At 74.0% G+C, this 23,743-nt stretch carries 21 protein-coding genes; 8 read left to right on the forward strand and 13 right to left on the reverse strand.

Annotation, left to right across the window (positions count from 1 at the left end; genetic code table 11):
- Positions 1-51: 51 nt before the first annotated feature.
- A complete protein-coding gene (locus tag ACZ4MU_RS01420; protein ID WP_467869555.1) occupies positions 52-1,404 on the reverse strand; it encodes a hypothetical protein in 1,353 nt (450 codons plus the stop codon).
- Between the two features lie 586 nt (positions 1,405-1,990).
- Positions 1,991-3,373 (reverse strand): transcriptional regulator, encoded by a 1,383-nt coding sequence (locus ACZ4MU_RS01425; protein WP_467869557.1) that lies wholly within the window; start codon positions 3,371-3,373, stop codon positions 1,991-1,993.
- Positions 3,374-3,712: 339 nt separating this feature from the next.
- Between ACZ4MU_RS01425 and ACZ4MU_RS01430 the strand changes: the two genes are divergently transcribed.
- From ACZ4MU_RS01430 to ACZ4MU_RS01440, 3 genes are read left to right on the forward strand one after another with little or no spacing between them, the layout of a single operon-like run.
- A complete protein-coding gene (locus ACZ4MU_RS01430; protein WP_467869559.1) occupies positions 3,713-4,390 on the forward strand; it encodes a bifunctional DNA primase/polymerase in 678 nt (225 codons plus the stop codon).
- A gap of 57 nt (positions 4,391-4,447) precedes the next feature.
- Positions 4,448-5,281 carry an ABC transporter ATP-binding protein gene (locus tag ACZ4MU_RS01435; protein ID WP_467869561.1) on the forward strand — a complete coding sequence of 278 codons (834 nt, stop codon included), beginning with the start codon at positions 4,448-4,450 and terminating at the stop codon, positions 5,279-5,281.
- Entirely contained in the window at positions 5,278-6,897 is a 1,620-nt protein-coding gene (locus tag ACZ4MU_RS01440; protein WP_467869563.1) for a transporter, read from the forward strand. The genes ACZ4MU_RS01435 and ACZ4MU_RS01440 overlap by 4 nt, the downstream gene beginning before the upstream one ends.
- Positions 6,898-6,983: 86 nt before the next feature.
- Here ACZ4MU_RS01440 and ACZ4MU_RS01445 read toward each other — a convergent pair whose 3' ends face one another.
- Both ACZ4MU_RS01445 and ACZ4MU_RS01450 read right to left on the reverse strand, forming a co-directional pair.
- Positions 6,984-7,868, reverse strand: a complete 885-nt coding sequence (locus ACZ4MU_RS01445; protein WP_467869565.1) for an alpha/beta fold hydrolase — start codon at positions 7,866-7,868, stop codon at positions 6,984-6,986.
- Between the two features lie 690 nt (positions 7,869-8,558).
- Complete coding sequence (locus tag ACZ4MU_RS01450; RefSeq protein WP_467869567.1) at positions 8,559-9,251, reverse strand: metal-dependent transcriptional regulator; 693 nt, start codon at positions 9,249-9,251, stop codon at positions 8,559-8,561.
- Positions 9,252-9,487: 236 nt separating this feature from the next.
- Between ACZ4MU_RS01450 and ACZ4MU_RS01455 the strand changes: the two genes are divergently transcribed.
- Positions 9,488-10,243 carry an SIS domain-containing protein gene (locus ACZ4MU_RS01455; protein WP_467869569.1) on the forward strand — a complete coding sequence of 252 codons (756 nt, stop codon included), beginning with the start codon at positions 9,488-9,490 and terminating at the stop codon, positions 10,241-10,243.
- 38 nt (positions 10,244-10,281) lie between these two features.
- Here the strand turns inward: ACZ4MU_RS01455 and ACZ4MU_RS01460 are convergent, their stop codons facing one another.
- Positions 10,282-11,088 (reverse strand): GbsR/MarR family transcriptional regulator, encoded by an 807-nt coding sequence (locus ACZ4MU_RS01460; protein ID WP_467869571.1) that lies wholly within the window; start codon positions 11,086-11,088, stop codon positions 10,282-10,284.
- Positions 11,089-11,327: 239 nt separating this feature from the next.
- On the opposite strand from ACZ4MU_RS01460, the gene ACZ4MU_RS01465 reads away from it, so the two are divergent.
- The gene (locus ACZ4MU_RS01465; protein ID WP_467869573.1) at positions 11,328-11,996 is read left to right on the forward strand and encodes a DUF4097 family beta strand repeat-containing protein; all 669 of its coding nucleotides are present in this window, start codon (positions 11,328-11,330) and stop codon (positions 11,994-11,996) included.
- A 384-nt stretch (positions 11,997-12,380) separates the two neighbouring features.
- Here the strand turns inward: ACZ4MU_RS01465 and ACZ4MU_RS01470 are convergent, their stop codons facing one another.
- Positions 12,381-13,763 carry a PAS domain-containing protein gene (locus tag ACZ4MU_RS01470; protein WP_467869575.1) on the reverse strand — a complete coding sequence of 461 codons (1,383 nt, stop codon included), beginning with the start codon at positions 13,761-13,763 and terminating at the stop codon, positions 12,381-12,383.
- A 181-nt stretch (positions 13,764-13,944) separates the two neighbouring features.
- Positions 13,945-14,427: a GNAT family N-acetyltransferase gene (locus ACZ4MU_RS01475; protein ID WP_467870590.1), complete on the reverse strand. Its 483-nt coding sequence runs from the start codon at positions 14,425-14,427 to the stop codon at positions 13,945-13,947.
- Positions 14,428-14,485: 58 nt separating this feature from the next.
- Between ACZ4MU_RS01475 and ACZ4MU_RS01480 the strand changes: the two genes are divergently transcribed.
- Complete coding sequence (locus ACZ4MU_RS01480) at positions 14,486-14,860, forward strand: VOC family protein (RefSeq protein ID WP_467869577.1); 375 nt, start codon at positions 14,486-14,488, stop codon at positions 14,858-14,860.
- A gap of 302 nt (positions 14,861-15,162) precedes the next feature.
- Here ACZ4MU_RS01480 and pdxH read toward each other — a convergent pair whose 3' ends face one another.
- A complete protein-coding gene (pdxH, locus tag ACZ4MU_RS01485) occupies positions 15,163-15,819 on the reverse strand; it encodes a pyridoxamine 5'-phosphate oxidase (RefSeq protein WP_467869579.1) in 657 nt (218 codons plus the stop codon).
- Positions 15,820-16,114: 295 nt separating this feature from the next.
- On the opposite strand from pdxH, the gene ACZ4MU_RS01490 reads away from it, so the two are divergent.
- Together ACZ4MU_RS01490 and ACZ4MU_RS01495 are read left to right on the forward strand one after the other, a co-directional pair.
- Positions 16,115-17,215 carry a citrate synthase 2 gene (locus ACZ4MU_RS01490; protein WP_361382485.1) on the forward strand — a complete coding sequence of 367 codons (1,101 nt, stop codon included), beginning with the start codon at positions 16,115-16,117 and terminating at the stop codon, positions 17,213-17,215.
- A 179-nt stretch (positions 17,216-17,394) separates the two neighbouring features.
- Positions 17,395-17,655 carry a hypothetical protein gene (locus ACZ4MU_RS01495; protein WP_467869582.1) on the forward strand — a complete coding sequence of 87 codons (261 nt, stop codon included), beginning with the start codon at positions 17,395-17,397 and terminating at the stop codon, positions 17,653-17,655.
- 108 nt (positions 17,656-17,763) lie between these two features.
- Here the strand turns inward: ACZ4MU_RS01495 and ACZ4MU_RS01500 are convergent, their stop codons facing one another.
- The 5 genes from ACZ4MU_RS01500 to ACZ4MU_RS01520 are packed head-to-tail and all read right to left on the reverse strand — an operon-like array spanning position 17,764 to position 23,741.
- A complete protein-coding gene (locus ACZ4MU_RS01500) occupies positions 17,764-18,354 on the reverse strand; it encodes a TetR/AcrR family transcriptional regulator (RefSeq protein WP_467869584.1) in 591 nt (196 codons plus the stop codon).
- Positions 18,342-19,076, reverse strand: a complete 735-nt coding sequence (locus ACZ4MU_RS01505; protein WP_467869586.1) for an enoyl-CoA hydratase family protein — start codon at positions 19,074-19,076, stop codon at positions 18,342-18,344. Before ACZ4MU_RS01505 ends, ACZ4MU_RS01500 begins: the two co-directional genes overlap by 13 nt.
- On the reverse strand, positions 19,073-20,662 hold the full coding sequence (locus ACZ4MU_RS01510; protein ID WP_467869588.1) for an AMP-binding protein: 1,590 nt from the start codon (positions 20,660-20,662) through the stop codon (positions 19,073-19,075). The genes ACZ4MU_RS01505 and ACZ4MU_RS01510 overlap by 4 nt, the downstream gene beginning before the upstream one ends.
- Positions 20,663-20,682: 20 nt before the next feature.
- Entirely contained in the window at positions 20,683-21,834 is a 1,152-nt protein-coding gene (locus ACZ4MU_RS01515; RefSeq protein WP_467869590.1) for an acyl-CoA dehydrogenase family protein, read from the reverse strand.
- Entirely contained in the window at positions 21,831-23,741 is a 1,911-nt protein-coding gene (locus tag ACZ4MU_RS01520) for an acetyl/propionyl/methylcrotonyl-CoA carboxylase subunit alpha (RefSeq protein ID WP_467869592.1), read from the reverse strand. Before ACZ4MU_RS01520 ends, ACZ4MU_RS01515 begins: the two co-directional genes overlap by 4 nt.
- Positions 23,742-23,743: the final 2 nt, after the last annotated feature.

A 23,743-nucleotide genomic window follows, 5' to 3' on the forward strand; every position in this document is an offset into this window, starting at 1 on the left:
CGGTCCGGCGCTGTCACCATGCGACGCCGGTACGGCTCGGACCAGTACGGGTCAGAGCTGCGTGGAGGAGCGCTTGGTCAGCCCGTACTTGCCCGCGATGGCGTTCCACAGGCTCGCCGCCTGCTTCTTGGCGAGGGTGGCCTCGCCGCTGGCGCGGTCGCCCTGGGCGGCCTCGGGCGTACGGCGGGCGTGGCCGTGCTTGCAGCCCTTGTCCTTGCCGGACTGGTCGGCCCAGGCGGCGTAGTGGTTGTCGGCGGACGCCGATGCCTGCCACGCCTTGGTGAGTTCGGCGGTCAGCCGCGCGTTGTTGGGCAGCTTGTCCACGGCGACCTTCTGGAGCCGGGTGACCAGCTCGCCGCGCTGGCGGGCCGCGCCGCGCAGGGTCGAGGCGGCGGTGTCCAGCCTGTCGCAGCCGCGGATGTCGGCGACCGCGCCGATGACGGCGTCCCGGCTGTTGTTGCTGTCCGCGAGGAGCTTGTCGAGCTCGACGGCCTGCGCCTTGGCGGGGTCGGCCTCGGGCTTGCCGTCGGCGCCGCCGGTGGTCGGCGTGGTGGCGGCGATGGGCGCGTTGTCGTCCTTCTCCGGGCCGCCACCGCCGCCGCCACCGCTGATGAGGTACCCGGCGCCGAGGCCCACGACGGCGAGACCGACGCCGACGGCGGCGATGACACCGAGGCGGGAGCGGCGCGGGGGCTCGTCGTCGTACGCGTCGTAAGGGTCGTGCGCGGCGGGCGGGGGCGGTGCCTGCGGGGTCTGGAGCTGGACCTGGACGGGCGGGGCCGGGGCGAACCGCGGCAACTGCTGGCTTCCGGCCGCATGGTGGCCCTGCGGGTGCCGGCCCTGCTGCGCCGCGTCGCTCCTGAACAGGCTGTCGAACTCGGCGGGCGGCTGCCGCTCCTCGGGCGCGTCCGGCCGTATGCCGTAGGGAGCGTCCTGCGAGGCGGCGGCCGGTATGGGCGGCAGGTACTGGGTGGCCTCGGCGCCGCCGCCCGGGGTCTCCGGGGGGAGCGCGCCCGGGGGGCCCTGGGGCACGGGGGCGATGTACTGCGTCGCGTCCGAGGCGCCGGGGGACGCCGGGGGCACGGGGGCGATGTACTGCGTGGCGTCGGAGGCGCCCGGGGGCGGCGGGGGGACGGGCGCGATGTACTGCGTGGCGTCCGAGGCGTTCGCCGGGGGCGGGGTGAGGTACTGGGTCTCCTCGGGGCCCGCCGGTACGGGAGCGATGTACTGGGTGGCGTCACCGCTCTCCGGGGGCAGTGGCTGCGCCCACCCGTCCTGCTGGGCTCCCCACGGGCGGCCGCCGGGCGGCCAGGGGGCGGATCCGTCGGCGGGCAGCACGACGCCCTCGTGTGCGGGCCGTGCAGCGGGCTGCTGCGGCTCGTCACCCTGTCGGCTCTGCGTCACCGGGACTCCTACGCGTGGGACTACGGAATCGTCGAGTCACGCTACCGGGTCGGCGGCCCGGGGTGCCACGCCGCCCGCCGCCCCCTCCCCCCTGGGGCCCGCCCCAGTCCCCCGCCACTTCCGACGAGACCCACGCCCTGTCGGGCCGGGACTTCACCTGCGGGCCGGTGGACGACCGGTCGCGCAGTTCCCCGCGCCCCTCATAGGGCCGGGACTTCGGGTGCGGGCCGGTGGTGGCTTACTCGCGCAGTTCCCCGCGCCCCCTATGGGGCTGGGACTTCGTCTGCGGCTCGGTGGTGGGCTGGTCGCGCAGTTCCCCGCGCCCCTTCAGGGCCCGGTGGTCGTCTGCGGGTCGTCTGTGGCTGAGCGCGCAGTTCCCCGCGCCCCCAACTGCCCAGGGGCGCGGGGAACTGCGCGAGCAACCCACCACGGTCCGCAGACGAACAAGGGGTTGGGGGCGCGGGGAACTGCGCGACCGGCCCACCACGGTCCGCAGACGAAGGCGGGCACCGGGGCGCAGCCCCGGTCAGGGGACGGGGTCCCCGGGGCCGGCCCCGGGGAGGTGCGGCCCCGTCGCCGGAGGGGACTACGCCGCCTGGAGTTCCAGGCGCTCCCCGAACTCCCGCACAGACGGCTCCTCCGCATACGGCTCCAACCGCTGCTGAAGATCGTCCAGATAATCCGCCCCCCGGTTCGTCCGCAGCGTGGACAGCAACTCCACCGCCCGCGTCCCCGTCGCACACGCCAACTCCACCTCCCGCTGCTGCACCTGCGCCGTGGCCAGCAGGATCATCCCGATCGCCCGGCGCCGCGCCCGCGTCTCGGGATGCCCCGCCAGGGACTCCTCCGCGCGCCGCGCCGCCGCCTCGGGCTGCCCCAGGTCCCGGTGGCAGTGGGCGAGTTCGTCACAGAGGTAGGCGTGGTCGAAGTGGGCGATCCACGACGGGTCGTCCCCGGAGTCCGCCGAGGCGGCCTCCATCGCGGCCAGCGCCCGCCCCGCCACGGTCTGGCACGTGCGCACGTCCCCGAGCAGCGCGTGCCCCCGTGCCTCGGCCGCGAAGAACATCGCCTCCGCACGCGGGGTGACCCGCCCCCGGGCCCCCTCCTGGGCCGCCCGCGCCAACTGCGCGATCTCGCGCGGATTGCCGAGCTGGGCGGCGAGGTGGCTCATGGAGGCGGCCAGCACGTACCCCCCGTACCCCCGGTCCCCGGCCGCCTGGGCGAGCCGCAGCGCCTGGATGTAGTAGCGCTGGGCGAGACCGGGCTGACCGGTGTCGACCGCCATGTACCCCGCCAGCTCCGTCAGCCGCGCCACCGCCGCGAACAGCTGGCGCCCGACCGTCTCCCGGTACGAACCGGCCAGCAGCCCGGACACCACGCTGTTGAGGTAGTGGACGACGACCGGCCGTACGTGCCCGGAACCGAACCGGTGGTCGAGCTCGACCAGCGCCTGGGTCATCGCCCGCACCGCGTCGACGTCCGCGACCCCGACCCGCTGCCCAGCGTGCCGCGCGACCTGCGCGTCCGCCCCGGTGATCAGCCAGTCGCGGCTCGGCTCGACCAGCGCGGAGGCGGCGACCGTGGAGCCGGTGAGGAAGTCGCGCCGGCCCACGTCGCTGCGCCACAGCTCGCAGACCTGCTCGATCGCGCCGACGACCGTGGGCGAGAACTGCAGGCCCACCCCGGACGCCAGGTTCTTGCCGTTCGCCATGCCGATCTCGTCGATCGTCACCGTGCGCCCGAGCTTGCGCCCCAGCGCCTCCGCGATGATGCCCGGCGCGCGTCCCCTGGGCTGCTGGCCCCGGAGCCAGCGCGCCACGGAGGTCTTGTCGTACCGGAGGTCGAGCCCGCGCTCGGCGCCGACCATGTTGACGCGCCGGGCGAGACCCGCGTTGGAGCACCCGGCTTCCTGGATGAGCGCCTGCAGCCGTTCATTGGGCTGGCGGGCGACTAGCGGCCTGGCTGCCATGTGAACCCCCTGATGCGGCAGTTGATCACTGCTGTGATCACTGCCCTGCGAAAAGGCAGAGAATGCGAAGGAAGTGAAGGGAACGAAGAAAAGTGCGGGAACCGCAGAAAACGCAGAATGCGCCGTTAATCGGATGAATGACGTTCCTGACTGTTGTCGAACGAACGCGCGGATTGTCCGGTTCCTCTGAGCCCCCCGCTTGTGGTTACCCGCCATGAGCGGCCCGGCCGCACGCGCGCCCCCGTCCATGCACCCATGCGCCCCGGATGCAGGATCGATGCGCCCGCGCCGCCCGTCGCGCGCCCGTAACCCGGGGTGGTGGGGGGAGTTGAGTCCTGCGTGGAAGAGACCATCACAGGCACGGAAGCGGCACAGATCCCCAAGCAGCGCGGTGACCAGCTCCTCGACAGCGCGGTGCGGTACGCGGAAGAGCGGCACTGGGACGTGTTCCCCGGCACCTGGCTGGAGGCGGCCGAGGGCGTGGAGCACTGCTCCTGCGGCGACGCCGCCTGCCCCGCGCCGGGGGCGCACCCGTCCCGGCCCGACTGGGCGACCCAGGCCACGGGAAGCGCGGTGGCCGCCCGGCGCCTGTGGTCGAAGCAGCCCAAGGCGTCGATCCTGCTCCCCACCGGCCGCACCTTCGACGCGATCGACGTCCCCGAATCGGCCGGCTTTCTGGCACTCGCCCGGATGGAGCGCATGGAGCTCACGCTGGGCCCGGTGACCTGCACCCCGGACCGCCGGATGCTGTTCTTCGTGCTGCCCGGAGCCTGCGCGAAGGTCCCCGACCTGGTGCGCGCGCTGGGCTGGACGGCCTCCTCGATCGACCTGGTCACCCGCGGCGAGGGGGAGTACGTGGCGGCGCCGCCGACCCGGGTCGGCGGCCACGGCGCGGTGCTGTGGGCCCGCCGCCCCACCCCCGCCAACCGCTGGCTGCCCGACGCGGAGGAGCTGATCAGCCCCCTCGCGTACGCCTGCGGACGCGAGGCCGCCGACGCCCGGGGGCGCCGCTCGTAGGCTGTCCCCCGAGGCCGTACGGACAGCCGTACGGACGGGGACGAAAGGCGCACCACCATGCCGGACCAGACATTCGACGGCGGCTCCGCTCCGGCGGAACCGGCACCCGCGGGGCACCGGCCGCCCGCCGTCCGGGTCAGCGATCTGTGGAAGCGCTTCGGTGACCAGATCGCCGTCGCCGGGATCGATCTGGAGCTGCCGGCGGGCAAGTTCATCGGTTTGGTCGGGCCGAACGGGGCGGGCAAGACCACCACCCTGTCGATGGTGACCGGCCTGCTCCGCCCCGACCGGGGCACCGTCGAGATCGGCGGCCACGACGTGTGGCGCGACCCGGTGGCGGTGAAGTCCCGGATCGGTGTGCTGCCCGAGGGGCTGCGGCTCTTCGAGCGCCTCACCGGCCGCGAACTGCTCGGCTACACCGGCCGGCTGCGCGGACTGCCCGGCGCCGAGGTCGACAAGCGGGCCACCCAGCTCCTGGACGTGCTGGACCTCGCGGGCTCCCAGCACAAGCTCGTCGTGGACTACTCGACGGGGATGCGCAAGAAGATCGGGCTGGCGGCGGCGCTGCTGCACAACCCCGAAGTGCTCTTCCTGGACGAGCCGTTCGAGGGCGTCGACCCGGTCTCGGCAGCCACCATCCGCCGCGTCCTGGAGCGCTACACCGCCTCCGGCGCGACCGTGGTCTTCTCCAGCCACGTCATGGAACTCGTGGAGTCGCTGTGCGACTGGGTCGCGGTGATGGCCGCGGGGCGCATCCGCGCGCAGGGCACGCTCGCGGAGGTACGGGGGAGCGCGAACTCGCTCCAGAGCGCCTTCCTCGAACTCGTGGGCGCCCACGGCCGCGACACCGGCGACACCCTCGACTGGCTCGGCGGCGGTGCGGCCCGATGAGCACGCGCACGGCGCCCGCCTCCCCGGGCGCGCCCTCCCTCACCCCGCTCTTCGTCCGGCTGAAGCTGTCGCTGCTCAGGAACGGCCTGCGCCAGTCCGGCGGGCGGCGCGCCGCCTACGTCACCTCGATCGTCCTCGCGCTGCTCTTCGCCGCCCTCCAGCTCCTGGGCCTGGTGGCGCTGCGCGGCGACGCCCACGCGGCCACGGTGGCCGTCCTGGTCGCCGCCGTCCTCGCGCTCGCCTGGACGGTGATGCCGCTCTTCTTCCCCAGCGGCGACGAGACGCTGGACGCGACGCGGCTGGTGATGCTGCCGCTGCGGCCGCGCCCGCTGATCGTGGCGCTGCTCGTGGCCTCCCTGGTCGGCATCGGGCCGCTGTTCACGCTCTGCCTCGCGCTCGGCGCGGCGCTCGCGGTGGCGCACGGCGCGGCGGCGGCCGGGGTCGCGGTCGTCGCCGTACCGCTGGCGATCCTGGTGTGCGTGGCTCTGGCGCGGACTGTGGCGACCGCCAACACCCGTCTGCTCACCTCCCGCAAGGGCCGCGACCTCGCCGTCCTGAGCGGTCTGGTGATCGCCATCGGCTTCCAGGCCGTCAACTTCGGAGCGCAGAAGCTCGGGGACTCCGGCGGCCTCTCCGCCCTGGACCCGGTCGCGGACGTGGTGCGCTGGCTGCCGCCCGCCGCCGCGATCGGCGCGGTCGACGCGACGAGCGAGGGCGCGTACGGCCGGGCCGCCGCGCAACTCCTGCTCACCGCCGTGGCGCTGGCGGCCCTGCTGTACGCCTGGCAGGGCTCGCTGGTCCGGCTGATGACGAGCCCGGACAGCTCCACCCTGCGCCCCGCCGACTCCGCCCGCGAGCAGGCCGGGCGGCCCGGCCTGACGGCGCTGCTGCCCGAGGGCCGCACCGGCACCGTGATGCTGCGCACCCTGCGGTACGCCTGGCGGGACCCCAAGACCAAGGCGGCGTGGATCACCTCGCTCGCCCTCGGTCTGATCGTCCCGGTCGTCAACGCCCTCCAGGGCAACGGCACGGTCTACTTCGCCTCGTTCGGCGCGTTCATGCTGGGCGCCCAGATGTCCAACCAGTTCGGCCAGGACACCTCGGCGTTCTGGATGGTCGTCCAGACGGTCTCCACACCCCGGGACGCGTTCCTGGAGCTGCGCGCCCGCGCGCTGGCGATCGCCCTGGTGACGGTGCCGTACACCGTCCTGGTCGCGGTGGTGACGGCCTCGCTGGTCGGCAACTGGTCGGCGTTCCCGCAGGCGTTGGGGCTCTCGCTGGCGCTGCTCGGGGCGATGCTGGGCACCGGCGCGGTCGCCTCGGCGGCGTTCCCGTACTCGATCCCCCAGGACAGCCGCAAGAACGTGGCGCCGGGCCAGGGCGGGATCGCGTTCCTGGCGATCATCGGCGGGATGCTCACCTCCGCGCTGCTCTGCGCGCCGCTGATCGCCCTGACGGTCTGGCTGCACCTCACCGACCGGCACGGCGCGCTGTGGCTGCTGCTGCCGGTGGGGGCGGTGTACGCGGCGCTCGTCGCGTACACCGGACTGCGGGCGGCGGCCCCGCGCACCGCGAAGCGGCTGCCGGAGATCCTCGCGGCGGTCAGCCGGGGCTGACGCGGGGGCTGGCTCAGGGGTCGGTCCCGGGCTGGTTCAGGGGCTGGTCAAGGGTTGGTTCAGCTGATGCGGGGGCGGGGGCTGGTTCATGGGCCGGAGGGGACGGGGTGCCCGGCCGTCTCCTGGAGGAACGGCTCGACCACCGCCCGCCAGGCCTCGGGCTGGTCGCAGTGGACGAGGTGGCCGGCGCCGTCCACCTCCGCGTACCTCCCCCGGGGCAGGACGCGGACCATCTCCTGGGCCTCGGCACGGCCGAGCTCGCCGTCGAGGCCGCGTACCACCAGCGCGGGGCAGCGCACCTGCGCCAGCTCCTCCCAGTGCGCGTCGAACACCCAGGTCTCGCGGGCCCGCAGCATCTGGCGGCGGGAGAAGAGCGGGCGCCAGCCGTCGCCGCGCTCGGCCATCACCTCGGCGAAGAAGTCGCCGCGCGCGGGGCTGGGGCGCTCCACCCACGGGTCGTCCTCGCCGAACCACTTCCGTACGTCCGCGAGCGTCGCGAAGGGGACCGGCCAGGACGTGAACCAGTCCTCCCACTCCCGCTGGGAGGCCGCGCCGAGCGCCGAGGCGCGCATGTCGCAGATGACCAGGGCCCGGACCAGGTCGGGGCGGCGGGCGGCGAGCTGCCAGGCGGTGAGGGCGCCCATGGAGTGGCCGACGAGGACGACCGGGGCGAGGCCCAGCTGCTCGATCGCCGCCTCGGCGTCCGCCACGAAGGCCTCGCGGGTGAAGGGGCCCTCGGGGGGCTTGTCGCTGCGGCCGTGGCCGCGCTGGTCGAGGGCGACCACGCGGTGCTTCTCGGCGAGCCAGCGGGCGGTCGGCGCCCAGTGGGCGGCGCGGCCCATCAGTCCGTGGAGCAGTAACACCCCGGGGGCGGCCCGGTCGCTCTCCCCCCGGTCCTTGGGAGGGTCCGCGAACTCCCAGGCAGCGAGGCGTACGCCATCGGATCCCGTCACGTCGCTGCGTCGCACCATGTGTCCTGGCACCCCCTTCAGCCCCCGAAGCTCTCGGTCGCTCTGGAGTCAGTTCACCGCAGGGTATCGAACCTCTATTCGAAAACTCGCGTCTCTCACGCAACACCCCTCGTTCGAGTGACCGCTCTCAAGGATTGACGGGCCGCCCCGAGGGGAGATCTTCTGCGGGAGGCGGGCGGCCACGGTGGGACACCGACCGGCCGGCCCGAGGGAGCTGACCCCGAGAGCTCGGGGCTCCGGGTCAGCACCGGGGAGGGCAGGCCCCGGCGCCGCAGGGCGCCGGGGCCCTCTGCCGCTCCACGGGGGGTGGCGGGATGGGGGGTGGCTAAGCGGGGCGGGGCTGCAAGGGCGGGAGCCGTGCGGGGCGTGGCGCCGGGCGCAGCCGTGCGGGCCGGGGTGCCGGTCACGGCCGTGCGGGGCGTGCCTCGGTGGGTCGTGGCCTCCGGCATGGTCCCCACCCTCCCCTCGCGGGCCGTGCGCCCTTCGGCCCCTCCGGGCCCTTCAGGTCATATGCCTCACCCGACAGCGTGGCACGCGAACCGCCCGTCCGCTGCCGATCCGACCGGAAAGAACGGGCGGAAACGGCACCCGGCCCGCTCCCTCGACTTCCTTGTGCCCCAAAGGAGACGGGAGCGACGCCGCGCACCCGCGCGACACCGCTCCCGTCCGACGCAGGGATCCGCCCCGCCCCTACCGCTTGGCCACGAAGACGTGGGACGCCACGTCCGCGCCGAGCTCGGCGGCCTCGCCGCTGCTGCCGACCAGGAAGCCGCCCGGGGAGGAGGTCACGCTGACGACCGCGCCGGGCTGCACACCCGCGCGCCGCAGGGTGTACATCAGCTGGGCATCGGTCTGGATGGGCTCTCCGATGCGGCGCACCACGACCGTCATGCCGTCGTCCGCCGGCTCCAGCTCGGCGAGGCTGATGATGCCGTCCTCCAGGAAGGCGTCGGCCTCGGCCTTCTCGCCGAGCTCCTCGAGGCCGGGGATCGGGTTCCCGTACGGGGACTCGGTCGGGTGGCGCAGCAGCTCCAGCACGCGGCGCTCCACCGCCTCGCTCATCACGTGCTCCCAGCGGCAGGCCTCGGCGTGCACCTGCTCCCACTCCAGGCCGATCACGTCGACGAGCAGGCACTCCGCGAGCCGGTGCTTGCGCATGACGCGGGTGGCCAGACGGCGGCCCTCCTCGGTGAGCTCCAGATGCCGGTCGCCCGCGACCTGGACCAGGCCGTCGCGCTCCATGCGCGCGACCGTCTGGCTCACGGTCGGCCCGCTCTGGTCGAGTCGCTCGGCGATCCGGGCGCGCATGGGGACCACACCCTCTTCCTCAAGTTCGAGGATGGTGCGGAGATACATCTCCGTCGTGTCGATCAGTCCGGACATACGTGCCCCTCGATGCTGTGAATGTTGAAAGCACTCGTGCGCTGGCCCTGGCTCAATTCTGACGCATCGCACTGACAACCGTGCCCCGGCCGCGTACGGCCCCCGCGACGGACCGCGCCGAGTTGGATGACGGGTGGATGACGGGCGTATTGACACGGCAATGGTCCAGACCGCAACGTGTGCGGCGGCACGGACTATTCCCATTCCCCAGCATTCCCCCGGAAAGGGCCCAGGCGATGAGCGAGAGCAAACTGGCCGGTCAGTTCTTCGACGCCGCCATCGGGCTGCTCCAGCGGGTACGGGACGAGGAGGGCGGGAACGTCGCCGCCGCCGGGGCCGCGATCGCGGACACCGTGGCGGCGGGCGGCCGGCTGTTCGCGTTCGGCGCCGGGCACTCCTCGCTGGCCGCGCAGGACGTGGTCTACCGGGCCGGGGGTCTCGCCCTGATGAACCTCCTGGCCGTGCCGGGCACGGTCGGGGTGGACGTGACGCCCGCGACGCTGGGGTCGGCGCTGGAGCGGGTGGACGGGCTTGCCGGGGCGGTCCTGGACTCCAGCCCCGCGAAGCCCGGCGACGTCCTGGTGGTCGTCTCGCTCTCCGGGCGCAACTCGCTGCCGGTCGAGATGGCGATGAACGCTCGGGCGCTGGGGCTGAAGGTCATCGGGGTCACGTCGCTGGCGTACACCGAGGGCACGAAGTCGCGGCACGTGTCGGGGACGTTCCTGCGCGACCACTGCGACATCGTCCTCGACAGCAAGATCGCGATCGGCGACGCGGAACTCACCCACGAGGCGGTCCCGGCGCCGTTCGCACCGGCGTCGACGGTGGTCACGAGCGCGCTGATGCAGGCGATGATGGCCGCCGCCGCGGAGTCCCTCGCGGAACGCGGCATCGAACCGCCGCTGCTGCGGTCGGGGAACGTGGACGGGGGCCACGAGTGGAACGGGCGGGTGCTGGCGGAGTACGGGGACCGGATCTTCTTTCGGCACTGACGGGGCCGGGGGGCGGCGGCCGGGGGGCTGGGATGCCGCTAGGTGCCGGATGCCTCTGACGTCTCATGGGCCTCTGCTGTCTCAGGGGACTTTGACGTCTCAGGGGCCTCCGACGTCTCGTACACCTGCGGCTTCGTATAGAGGATCTCCCTAGCCTGTTCCGCGGCGCGGGTGATGCTTTCGCCCACGAAGTCGACGAAGCGGGCGATGTTCTCCAGGCGGGCGGCGGCCGGGGTGTCGCGGCCCAGGACATGGACGCCCTGCCGGGCGGTCTCGGCGAGCTGGGCCTGGGAGCGGGCGGCAGCGATCATGGACTGGTACCAGACGTCGTCGTCGACGACATAGCGCTCGCGCCGCCCCTGGCCGCGTTCGCGGCGGACCAGTCCCTGGCTTTCGAGGAACGTGATGGCCTTGGAGATGGACGCCGGGCTGACCTGGAGGCTCTGGACGAGCTCGGCCGCGGTGAGGCTGCCCGCGTCCGCGGTGTAGAGACGGGTGAGCACCCCGGCCATCATCCTGGGCAGGCCGGACTGCATGAGCAGCGTGGTGAAGGTCTCCTCGTACGCGCGTACGGCCTCGGGGTCGCGCCCGTGCGCCTGCTCGGGCGCCCGCGCGCCCCGGGGTGCGGCCGGTGCGGTCCGCTTGCGGCGGCGGGCGCGGTGCTCGGTGGCGCGGTGGGCGAGGTCGGCCCGGTAGGCGGCGGGGCCGCCGTTGCGCATGACCTCGCGGGTGACGGTCGAGGTGGGGCGGTCGAGGCGCCGGGCGATCTCCGCGTAGGGGAGGTCGTCGGCCAGGCCCAGGGCGATCTGCTGGCGTTCGTGGTGGGTGAGTCTGCCGCCGGGCACGGGGGTCTCCTCGGGGTGGTCCTCTGGGCTGGTTCTTCGGGGTGCCGAGCATAGCGTTCAGTTTTGGTTCATTGCAACGGCATTGCGGCATCCTGTTGCGTTAGATCCAGGACGGTTGCAACGATTGAGGGCCTTTGAGCTGTGCTTATGCGTTTCTGGCGCAACATTCATATTGCCGCTCCCTCGAACGCAACGTAGCTTTTCCTTCATCAGAAACGACAAGCCGAAGGACAGGCATCATGCAGAAGTTCGCCACCGCCGCGCCGATCTCCGCAGTCCTGGACGTTCCCGCCGGGCGGGTGCGGTTCATCGCGGCCGACCGGGCCGACACCACGGTCGAGGTGCTGCCGGCCGACGCCGCCAAGGGGCGGGACGTGAAGGCGGCCGAACAGACCACCGTCGAGTACGCGGACGGGGTGCTGCGGATCACGGGCGCCGCCAGGAACCAGGTCCTCGGGGCGTCCGGCTCCGTCGAGGTGACCGTCCAACTGCCGTCCGGGTCCCGCGTGGAGGCGAAGGCGGCCAGCGCCGAGATCCGGGGGGTCGGCCGGCTCGGAGAGGTCACCGTGGAGAGCGCGCACGGCCCGATCAAGCTCGACGAGACGGCCGGGGCTCGGCTCAGCACGCTCGCCGGGGACATCTCGGTGGGGCGGCTGGGCGGCGCGGCCGAGATCAGCACGGCGAAGGGGGACATCCGGGTCGCGGAGGCGGTGCGGGGTGCGGTGGTGCTGCGTACGCAGTCGGGTGATGTGACGGTCGGGGCGGCGGCGGGGGTGTCCGCGGTGCTGGACGCGGGGACGGGGTATGGGCGGGTCCACAACGGGCTGAGGAATGTGGAGGGGGCGGGGGCCGGGCTGAGCATTCATGCGACGACCGAGCATGGGGACATTACGGCGCGGAGCGTCTGAGTGGGGGCGGGGGGTTGCCCGCGCCCCCTGTTCGGCCCGGACTTCGACTGCGGCACGGTGGTGGGCTGCTCGCGCAGTTCCCCGCGCCCCTATCGGGCCGGAACGTCGACTGCGGCCCGGTGACCGGTTGCTCGCGCAGTTCCCACCGGGCCGCACGCCGAACAACACACCCCCCACGGGGCGAAGCCCCGTTCCAAGGGGCGCGGGGAACTGCGCGAGCAGCCCACCACCGGCCCGCAGCCGAAGTCCGGGCCGGACAGGGGCGCGGGGAACTGCGCGAGCAGCCCCCACCGGGCCGCACGCCGAACGGCACACCCAGAACCCCGCCGGGCGGCACCGCGGGCACCACCCCCCACGGGGTGAGGCCCCCCGGCCCCGGAGGGTTCAGGGAACGGGCGGGGTGGGGGAAAGCAGCCCGGACAAGTCCAGGGACGCCGCCACCCTCACCGCCACACTCTCCGCGAACACCGCGTCCGGCCGCTCGAACGCCGGCCGCCCGGGCCCCCGCAGGAACGTCAGGACCCCCAGCGTGCGCCCCCGGCTGCGCAGCACCGTGCACAGGGCGTGCCGCGCGTCCGGAGGCCACTGGCGCTCCCGCCCCCACGCCCCGTCCCCGCTGGCCCGCACCGACCCGATCCGGTCGACCGCCTGGAGCGCGGGGTGACCGGGCGCGTACCGCACCGGGAACCCGCCACCCGCCACCGCCGCGACGGGGCCGGGCGCGCTCGCGGGCGACGCCGCCGTCCGTACCAGCCGCTCCCCCACCGCCACGTCCACCAGCGCGTGCTCCGCGAAACCGGCGAGCGCGAAGTCGAGGTAGACGATCGCCGCCTCCTGAGGTTCCTCGCACTCCGCCGCCGTCCGCGCCGCCCGGTACAGCTGGTTCCAGCGGAAGCGCAGCCGGTCCGCCTCCTGTTCGGCCAGTTTCGCGTCGGTCACGTCCTGGAAGAGCCAGGCGACCCCCAGCGGCACCGGTTCCTCCGCCAGCGGCGAGGACAGCCGCAGGAAACCGCTGCGCCAGCAGCGCCGCCGCTCGCCCTCGGCGGTGCGCAGCGTCACCCACAGCTCGGCGGGCGAGGTGGGCGGGCCCTCCGCGAGGACGTGGTGGAGGGCGTTCTCCAGCTCCTCCACGCCCTGGGTGATCAGCTCGCCCAGCGGGCGCCCGAGCAGCGTGGCTCGTCCGGTCCCGAGCGCCCGCGCCGCGTACGCGTTGACGACCGTCGGGCGCAGGTCCACGTCCACCAGGACGACGCCCCACGACCCGTCCTCGAACAGCGCCTCGCTGAGCGCGATCGCGCGCTCCAGGTCGATCTGCGCGTGCACCTCGCCGAACGCGCAGTACACGCCCGCCGGTCTGCCGTCCGCGCCCCGGACCCCGGCCGACTGCGTCCGCACCAGCACCCGTCCGCCGTCCTTCGTCAGCAGCGCGAACTCGTGCACCTGGCGGCCGGGCGCCTCCATCGCGGCCATCAGCCGACCCTGGATCTCGTCCGCGTCGGCGGCCCGGACCGCCCAGCCGGCGAAGCCCCGGCGCCCTACGGCCTCCTCGGCGCTCCAGCCGAGGATCCGCTCAGCCTCGCGGTTCCAGTGGGTCACCACGCCGCCCGCGTCGAACGCGCAGAGCGCCGCGTCCATGCCGTCGAGCAGCGCGGCGAGCAGGTCGCCGCCGTGCTCGGGCCCGGGGGCACCGCCGGGGCCGTGGTCGTCGCCCCGGTCCGGCTCGTCGGGACCGAGGGCGTTGGTGGTCTCACTCCGGGAAGCACTCATCCTGGCACCCCCTGCAGGACGTGTCGCCGCGTCACACGGACGCGCCGACGCACCGACGCGCGTCAGATCATTCAACTGGAACGTGACGCATCCCACAGCGACTTCCCGGAAATCGCCATGGCGGAGGGATCGTTTTTCGACGCCCGGGCGAAGGGGGAGGGGCGTGCCCGGACAGCCTGGCTCAGGGGGTGAGCTCCGCGCTCCAGCGCACCTCGCCGTCCTGGCGCCCGTCGGTCGGGGAGAGTCCCGCCGCGCGCGCGACGGCGGCGGACGCGGTGTGATCGGGGTGGATGTGCGCGACGACGCGGCGCACCCCTCGGGCGGCGAGCCCCGCCACCAGCGTCCGCGCGGCCTCGGCGGCGAGTCCGCGACCCTGCCACGGCGTCCCCACGACCCAGGCGATCTCGGCCGTACCGCTCTCCACAGTGGCCTGGACCGTACCCACCGCGCGGTCCTCGCACCGCAGCCGGACGACCCAGTTGAGCCAGTGCACGGCCGGGTCGCCCGACCCGGCGGTGATCCGGGCGTACCGGGCGCGCAGCTCTTCGGCGGTGTCCGGGGCGCCGCCGATGAAGCGGTGCAGGGCCGGGTCGCCGAGCACGCCGGCCATCTCCTCGGCGTGAGCGGTCACCAGGGGTTCCAGGCCGACGCGCGCACCGGACATGGCCCACGCGCGCGTAAAGCCCTTTTCGGCCCCGGACTCTTCGAACATAGTGACGCCCATGAGCTCTCTTGTACGTCATACGACGTTCGACTGCACCGACGCCCACACCCTGGCCACCTTCTGGGCCGCGGTCCTCGACGGCAAGGTCGGCGACGAGGACTTCCCCGGCGACCCGGAGGCGCTGGTGACCGCCGAGGGCGCCACGCTCCTGTTCGTGACGGTCCCCGACGCCAAGACCGTGAAGAACCGCGTCCACCTCGACCTCCAGCCCCAGGACCGCACCCGCGACGAGGAGGTGGACCGGCTGCTCGCCCTCGGCGCCACGCTGGTCGGCGACCACCGCCGCCCCGACGGCCGGGGCTGGGTGACGCTCGCGGACGTGGAGGGCAACGAGTTCTGCGTCGAGCGGTCGGCCGGGGAACGGGCCGAATAATTCGGTTGTCGCGCCGCGCGCGGCTTCCTAATGTGTGGTGCACACGAGAAGGGAGGTGGTTCGGCAGATGTATGGATACCGGACGCGTGAGGTGACTGCGGGCTAGCGCCTGCCAGTCGCACACTCTGTGTGGTGCCGGCACGTCGCCGGCCGAAATTCCCAGCAGTCACCGACCCGCGGGCTCGCCGGTACGTCCGGCCGGCTCCTCTCCGGAGGAACCCGAGCCCGCGGGTTTCTGCGTGCCCGGGCCCGTGGATGCCCCCCTGCCCCCCTGGCGCGGTTCACGGGCGGCCGCGGGCGGCCTACGGGGCCAGTCGCTCCACCCGCCAGGTGTCCGGGGCCGGCGCCGCGGGCACATAGCGCAGCCGGTCGTGCAGCCGGTTCTCGTGGCCCTGCCAGAACTCCACCGTCTCCGGCGCCACCCTGAAGCCGCCCCACTCCGGCGGGACGGGGACCTCGGTGCCCTCGGGGTAGCGGGCCGCCAGCTCCTCGTAACGCGTCGTCAGCTCCGCGCGGGAGACGAGCGGGGACGACTGGGGGCTCGCCCAGGCGCCCAGCTGCGAGCCGTGCGGCCGGACCCGGAAGTACGCCTCGGTCTCCTCCCGCGCCACGCGCGCCGCCCTGCCCGCCACGATGACCTGGCGGGAGATCTGGTGCCAGGGGAAGAGCAGGGAGACCTGGGGGTTGGCCGCCAGTTCGCGGCCCTTGCGGGAGGCGTAGTTCGTGTAGAAGACGAAGCCGCCCTCGTCGTAGGCCTTCAGCAGGACCGTACGGGTGGACGGCCGGCCGTCGGGGGTGGCGGTGGCGACGACCATGGCGTTCGGCTCGTGCAGACCCCCGGTGACGGCCTCCTGGAACCAGCGCGCGAACTGGGCCATGGGGGTGGCGGCGAGGTCCGCCTCGTCCAGGAGCGTGGTGCGGTACTGGCGGCGCATGGCGGCGGGGTCGTGATCGGTCACGGCGTCATCCTGCCGCAGGAGGGCGCGGGCGCGCCCGGCCGCCCCCGCATGGCACGGCGTGTCAGTTTTCCCGGCACGGAGGGTCGCCAACCCTTCGCGTGGCAAATGGGGCAGTGTGCCGGATGTCACGCTTCCCCGCACCCGTCGGACCCGCCAAACTCTCCGCTGGGCCACTGTGGCCCCCCTACGACCCGGTGGGTGACTTTCCACCGCGCACGGGGCATCACGGGGGGAGGGGCGCCCCCCTGCCCGACCCATTCCCGCAGCTGTCGCACGCATCACGAGGAGCCGCCTGATGTCCGACTTCGTACCCGGACTTGAAGGAGTCGTCGCGTTCGAGACGGAGATCGCCGAACCCGACAAGGAAGGCGGTGCTCTGAGGTACCGGGGTGTCGACATCGAGGATCTCGTCGGCCATGTGTCGTTCGGGAACGTCTGGGGGCTGCTGGTCGACGGCGCCTTCAACCCCGGGCTGCCGCCCGCCGAGCCGTTCCCCATCCCCGTGCACTCCGGTGACATCCGCGTCGACGTGCAGTCGGCGCTGGCGATGCTCGCCCCGGTCTGGGGGCTGAAGCCGCTGCTCGACATCGACGAGCGCACCGCCCGCGACGACCTGGCCCGCGCCGCCGTCATGGCGCTCTCCTACGTCGCCCAGTCGGCGCGCGGCCAGGGGCTGCCGATGGTGCCGCAGCGCGAGATCGACAAGGCCGAGTCGGTGGTCGAGCGGTTCATGATCCGCTGGCGCGGCGAGCCGGACCCCAAGCACGTCAAGGCGGTCGACGCGTACTGGACCTCCGCCGCCGAGCACGGCATGAACGCCTCGACGTTCACCGCCCGCGTCATCGCCTCCACCGGCGCCGACGTCGCCGCCGCGCTCTCCGGCGCGGTGGGCGCGATGTCCGGCCCGCTGCACGGCGGCGCCCCCTCCCGCGTCCTCGGCATGATCGAGGAGATCGAGCGGACCGGCGACGCCACGGCGTACGTGAAGAAGGCTCTGGACAAGGGCGAGCGCCTGATGGGCTTCGGCCACCGCGTCTACCGCGCCGAGGACCCCCGCGCGCGGGTGCTGCGCCGCACCGCCAAGGAGCTCGGCGCGCCCCGCTTCGAGGTCGCCGAGGCGCTGGAGAAGGCCGCGCTGGAGGAGCTGCACGCCCGCAGGCCCGACCGGGTGCTGGCCACGAACGTGGAGTTCTGGGCGGCGATCATGCTGGACTTCGCGGAGGTCCCGGCGCACATGTTCACGTCGATGTTCACCTGCGCCCGTACGGCGGGCTGGTCGGCCCACATCCTGGAGCAGAAGCGGACGGGCCGTCTGGTACGCCCGTCGGCCCGCTACATGGGCCCGGGCCCGCGCGACCCGCGCGAGGTGGAGGGCTACGGGGACATCCGGGCCTGAGCCCCGGCCCGACGCGGCCCCAGCCGTGCGTGCGGCGCCGCCCCCGACCCGGGGGCGGCGCCGCACGCGCATCCGCCCCCACCCGCCCCCCTTGATCATTTGGGTGGCGGGATTGGATAGGGTTTCGGGTACCAGTCCACCCCACAACGGGCTTTCCGGGCCCGGGATTTGGAGTACCCATGCGTCGTACCGTGACCGCTGTCCTCTCCGCCGCGCTGCTCGCCGGCGGTCTGGCCGCGACCGCCGCGCCCTCCGCGCAGGCCGCCGAATTCATCTGCAAGCCGGCCGAGCTGCGCCAGGAGGCCGCCAAGCTCGACCGCAAGGCCGAGGAGCTGAAGCACCTGGGCGAGCGCGCCGCCGCCACCAGGGCGCACCAGAAGGCCGACGCCCTGCGCAAGAAGGCCAAGATGTGCGAGGACGCGGACAGCCGCGCCTCCTAGCCGACCGGACGGGCCGGGGCGGTCGTCCGCCCCGGCCCGTCCCGCTTCCGTGGACGCGCCCCGGCCCGTCGTCCCGGCCGCGGCCCGGTGACCGGGAGGGCCGTGGGCTCACCCCAGCGCCCGGTCCACCAGCTCCGCCCACTGCGCCACGACCCGTTCCCGCCGTGCCCCGTCGTCCGTCAGGACGTTGGCGAGGCCCAGGCCGCGGGCCATGTCGAGCAGGCCCTGGACCGTTTCGCGCACGCCGGGCACCGACTCGTCCGCCCCGAGCAGCGCCACCGCGATCCGGTGCGACTCCCGGCCGACCCGCGCCTCCAGCTCCCTTACCCGCGCGTGCAGTTGCGGCTCGTTGGCGGCGGCCACCCACAGATGCAGGGCGGCCCGGAACAGCGGGCCCGTGTACAGGTCGACGAGGCGGGCGACCACCGTGCGGCGGTCGGTGGGGCCCAGGGCCCGCAGCGCCGAGGAGCGCTCCTCGGCGACGTACTCGACGGCCGCCGTGAACAGGTCCTCGCGCGTGGGGAAGTGGTGCTGCGCGGCCCCGCGCGAGACACCGGCCCGCTCCGCCACGACCGACACCGTCGAGCCCGTCCAGCCGTGTTCGGCCAGGCAGGCGACCGCCGCCTCCAGCAGGCGCTGCCGGGTCGCCCGGCTGCGGTCCTGCTTGGGGCTCTTGGCGGCGGACGTCACCACACCCATACGGGATCCCGTCGTTCCAGGAACGCGGCGACGCCCTCCCGCGCCTCCTTCGAGGCGAACAGGGCCGCCGATCGCGCGCTCAGCTCTTGCGTCCAGCGGTCGAACGTCTCCACCACGGTAGCCGTGACCAGTGCCTTCGAGGCGGCCAGGCCCTGCGGGGAGGCCCGGCGCAGCCCGTCGAGGACCGGGGCGAGGGCCGCGTCCACGTCCTCGGCCGCCTCCGTGAGCAGCCCGGCCCGTACCGCCTCGGCCGCCCCGAACCGCTCCCCCGTGAGGTAGTAGCGCCCGGCGGCGCGCGGGTCCATCCGGGGCAGCAGCGGCATGGAGATGACGGCCGGGGCGAGCCCGAGCAGCGACTCGGTGAAGGCGTACGAGGAGTCCGGGCCCGCCACCGCGATGTCGCAGGCCCCGAGCAGCCCGAGCCCCCCGGCCCGCACGTGTCCGGTCACCCGCGCCACGACCGGCTTGGGCAGCTCGACCACGGCCCGCAGCAGTGCCACGAAGGCGGCGGGGTCGGGCGGCTCCTTCAGATCGGCGCCCGCGCAGAACGCCGAGCCGGTGTGGGTGAGCAGGACGGCCCGGACCTCCTCGTCCCGGCCGCAGCGCTCCAGCGCCGCGGCCAGCTCGCCGACGAGCCCCGCCGACAGGGCGTTGCGGTTGGCGGGCGAGTCCAGGGTGAGCGTCTCGATCCCCCGCTCCCGCGACCGCTGCACGTAGGTCATGCGCTGCCCTTCTGCCGTTGCCTCAGTTCGCGGCGCAGGATCTTGCCGGTGGCCGCGCGCGGTACCGCGCCGACGAACTCCACCCGGCGCACCTTCTTGTACGGGGCCACACGCTCGGCCACGTACGCCATCACGTCCTCGCCGGTGAGCTCCGGCGCGCCCGGCGCCCGTACGACACAGGCGCACGGCACCTCGGTGCCGTCCTCGTCGTACACCCCGACGACCGCGGCGTCCGCGACGGCGGGGTGGGTGAGCAGCAGCGCCTCCAGTTCGGCCGGGGCCACCTGGTAGCCCTTGTACTTGATGAGCTCCTTGACACGGTCGACGACGAAGAGCCAGCCGTCGTCGTCGACGCGGCCGACGTCGCCGGTGTGCAGCCAGCCGTCCGCGTCGATCATCTCGGCGGTGGCGTCGGGCCGTCCGAGGTAGCCCTTCATGACCTGCGGGCCCCGGATGGCTATCTCGCCCCGCTCGCCCGGCGCCGCGTCCCGGCCGGGGTCGTCCAGGGACAGCAGCCGCATCTCGGTGCCGGGCACCAGCTTGCCCACGGTGCCGGGCGGCGGGTCCTGCGCCGACAGGGGGACGGCATGGGTGCCGGGCGAGAGCTCGGTCATCCCGTACGCCTGCCGCACCGGCGGCAGCTTCAGCCGGGCCGAGCAGGCGGCAGCGAGCGCCGCGTCCAGCGGGGCGGCGGCGCTGACGACGTACTCCAGGCAGGAGAGGTCGTACTGCGCGACCGCCGGGTGCTTGGCGAGGGCGAGCACGATCGGCGGGGCCACGTACAGGCCGGTGACGCGGTGGCGCTCGATGGCCGCGAGGAACTGCCCGAGGTCGAAGCGCGGCAGCACCACGACCGTGGCGCCGTGCCGCAGGGGCGCGTTGAGCAGCGCGGTGAGCCCGTAGATGTGGAAGAAGGGCAGTACGGCCAGGATGCGGTCGCCGGGTTTCATGGGGACGAGCGGGGCGAGCTGGGCGAGGTTGGTGGCGATCGAGCGGTGGGTGAGCATCACCCCCTTGGGGACGCCGGTGGTGCCCGAGGAGTAGGGCAGGACGGCCACGTCCTCGCCGGGGTCGATCTCCACGACGGGTTCGGGGGCGGTGGAGGCGAACATGTCCAGGACCGAGCGGTGGCCCTCGGCCCGGTCGCAGACGAAGATCTCCGCTGTGCCGCCACTGAGTTCGGCCGCCCGCCGGGCCGTCTCCAGCAGGGGCGCGACGGTGACGACGAACCGCGCCGAGGAGTCGGTGAGCTGCCGGGCGAACTCCTCGGCCGTGGCCTGCGGATGGACCGTGGTCACCGAGGCCCCGGCGCGCGTCGCCCCGTAGAACACGGCCGGGAAGAGCACCGAGTTGGGGCTGTGCAGGGCGAGCACGTCCCCCTTGCGCAGCCCGGCCTCGGCGAGGGCGGCGGCCAGACGGCGGTGCCGGGTGTCGAGCAGGTCGTACGAGACGGTGGCGGAGCCCGTCGGGTCCGTGCCGTCGATCAGGGCCGGGGCGGCGCCGTACCGGGCGGCGTGGCCGAGGACGGCCTCGTGGATGGGTGCGTCGACGGTCTCGACGGGCGGGTACTCGCTGTGGAAGACCATGGGGGCACGTCCTAGTACGGCTAGTAGGACTTGGGAAGCCCCAGCGTCCGATGCGAGACATAGTTGAGGATCATCTCCCGGCTGACCGGCGCTATCCGCGCCACGCGCGCCGCCGTGATCAGCGCGGCGAGCCCGTACTCTCGGGTGAGGCCGTTGCCGCCGAGGGTGTGCACGGCCTGGTCGACGGCCCTGACGCAGGCCTCGGCCGCCGCGTACTTGGCCATGTTGGCGGCCTCGCCCGCGCCCGCGTCGTCGCCCGCGTCGTAGAGCGCGGCCGCCTTCTGCATCATCAGCCGGGCCAGCTCCAGCTCGATGTGCGCCTGGGCGAGCGGGTGGGCGATGGCCTGGTGGGCGCCGATGGGCGCCTTCCACACCTGCCGCTCGCGCGCGTAGCTGACCGCCCGGCCCAGCGCGTAGCGGCCCATGCCGATCGCGAAGGCGGCCGTCATGATCCGTTCGGGGTTGAGCCCGGCGAAGAGCTGGAGCAGCCCGGCGTCCTGGTGGCCGATCAGCGCCCCGGCGGGCAGCCGCACCTCGTCCAGGACGAGCTCGAACTGCTTCTCCTGGGCGTGCAGTTCCATGTCGATCCGCGAGCGCCGGAAGCCCGGGGCGTCGCGGGGGACGATGAACAGGCACGGCTTGAGGCTTCCCGTCCGCGTGTCCTCGGTGCGGCCGACGATCAGGGTGGCGTCCGCGATGTCCACGCCCGAGACGAAGACCTTGCGGCCGGTGAGGATCCAGCCGCCGCTCTCCTCGTCGCGCCGGGCGGTGGTGGTGATGCGGTGGGAGTTGGAGCCGGCGTCGGGCTCGGTGATGCCGAAGGCCATGGTCCGCGAGCCGTCCGCGAGCCCCGGGAGCCAGGCGCGCCTCTGCTCCTCGGTGCCGAAGCGGGCGATGACCGTGCCGCAGATCGCGGGCGAGACCACCATCATCAACAGCGGGCACCCGGCCGCGCCCAGCTCCTCCAGGACGATGGACAGCTCTGCCATGCCGCCGCCCCCGCCCCCGTATTCCTCGGGCAGGTTCACGCCCAGATAGCCCAGTTCGGCGGCCTCGGCCCACAGCGCCTCGCGCTGGTGGTCCCTGCCGTGCCGCCGCCCCAGGGCCGCGACGGCGGCCCGCAGGTCCTTCAGTTCGGGGCTTTCCACGGCACTGCTGCGTACGGGGGTCATGACGGCTGGTCCTCCTGTGCGACGGGGGCGTCCTGGACGACGGCGAGCAGGGCGCCGACCTCGACCTGGCGGCCGGGGGCGGCGTGCAGCGCGGTGAGGGTGCCGGTGGCGGGGGCGGTGATGGGGTGGGTCATCTTCATCGCCTCCAGCCAGATCAGCGGCTGCCCGGCGGTGACCTCGGCCCCTTCGGCGAGCCCGTCCGCGACCCGGACGACCACGCCCGGCATCGGCGCGAGCAGCGATCCGGGGGCGAGCGGGCCGCCGGGGTCGGGGAAGCGGGGGTGCGCGGTCAGCGTGTACGAGCCGGCGGCGGTGTCGACGTACACCCGGTCGCCGTACCGCGCGACCAGGAAGTCCCGCGCCACTCCGTCGGCTTCGAGCCGTACGCGGCCGGGTTCGCACGCCAGGAGGCGCACGCCGGGGAAGTCCTCGGCCACCAGGCCCTCTCGGGTGAGGCGGTAGCGGATCTCGTTCTCGCCGTACCGTTTCGTCTGTGGCTGGGACGGCAGGTTGCGCCAGCCCCCGCCGAAGCGGGAGGTGCGGCCCGCCGCGTCCGCCAGAGCGGCGGCGAGGGCCGCGTGCGCCTCCCCCTCGCGCGGCACGGTGAGGGCGGGCAGATGCCGGGCGTAGAAGCCGGTGTCGACGCGGCCGGAGGTGAAGTCCGGGTGGCGCAGGGAGCGCACCAGCAAATCGCGGTTGGTCGCGGGCCCGTGCACCCGGGCCCGTTCGAGCGCGCGGGCCAGCCCCCGGACGGCGGCGGCGCGGGTGGGGGCGTGGACGACGGCCTTGGCGAGCATCGCGTCGTAGTGGACGCCGATGGTGTCGCCGTCGCCGTAGCCGCGGTCGAGGCGGACCCCGGGCACGTCGAGCAGGTGCAGCACCCCGCTCTGCGGGGTCCAGCCGGCCGCCGGGTCCTCCGCGTACAGCCGCGCCTCGACGGCGTGACCGGAGGGCTCGGGCGGCTCGGCGGACAGGGCCGCGCCCTCGGCGACGTGGAGCTGGAGCGCGACCAGGTCGAGCCCGAACACCGCCTCGGTGACCGGGTGTTCGACCTGGAGGCGGGTGTTCATCTCCAGGAAGTACGCCCGGCCGTCCGGGTCCACCAGGAACTCGACCGTGCCCGCGCCCCGGTAGGAGACGGCCCGGGCGGCGGCCACGGCCGCGTTGCGCAGCCGGGTGTGCACCGCCTGGGGCAGCCCGGGCGCCGGGGCCTCCTCGATGACCTTCTGGTGGCGGCGCTGGAGCGAGCAGTCACGGGTGCCCAGCGCCCACACCGTGCCGTGCGCGTCGGCCATGATCTGCACCTCGACATGGCGCCCGCGCTCCACATAGGGCTCCGCGAACACCTCGCCGTCCCCGAACGCGGACGACGCCTCGGCGGCCGCGGCGGCCAACTCCGCGTCGAGTGCCGCCAGTTCCGTGACGATGCGCATCCCGCGTCCGCCGCCGCCCGCCGCCGCCTTCAGCAGCAGCGGCAGATCGGCGGCGGTGGCCTTCGCCGGGTCGACGGGCGTGAGCAGCGGCACCCCGGCCGCCGCCATCAGCTCCTTGGCGCGGGTCTTGGAGGCCATCGCCTCCACCGCCGCCGGCGGCGGGCCGATCCAGGTGAGCCCCGCGTCGAGGACGGCCCGGGCGAACCCGGCGCTCTCGGAGAGGAACCCGTACCCCGGGTGCACGGCGTCCGCGCCGGCCGCGAGTGCGGCCTTCACCAGGAGGTCGCCGCGCAGATACGTCTCGGCGGGCGTGGCCCCCGGCAGCCGCACGGCGGCGTCGGCCTCCCGGACGTACGGCAGGGACGCGTCCGGGTCGGAGTGCACGGCGACCGTGGAGATGCCCAGGTCACGGCAGGTACGGAAGATCCGGGAGGCTATCTCGGCCCGGTTGGCGACAAGAACGGACTGGATCATCA

The organism is Streptomyces sp. NPDC026377 (assembly GCF_055567715.1).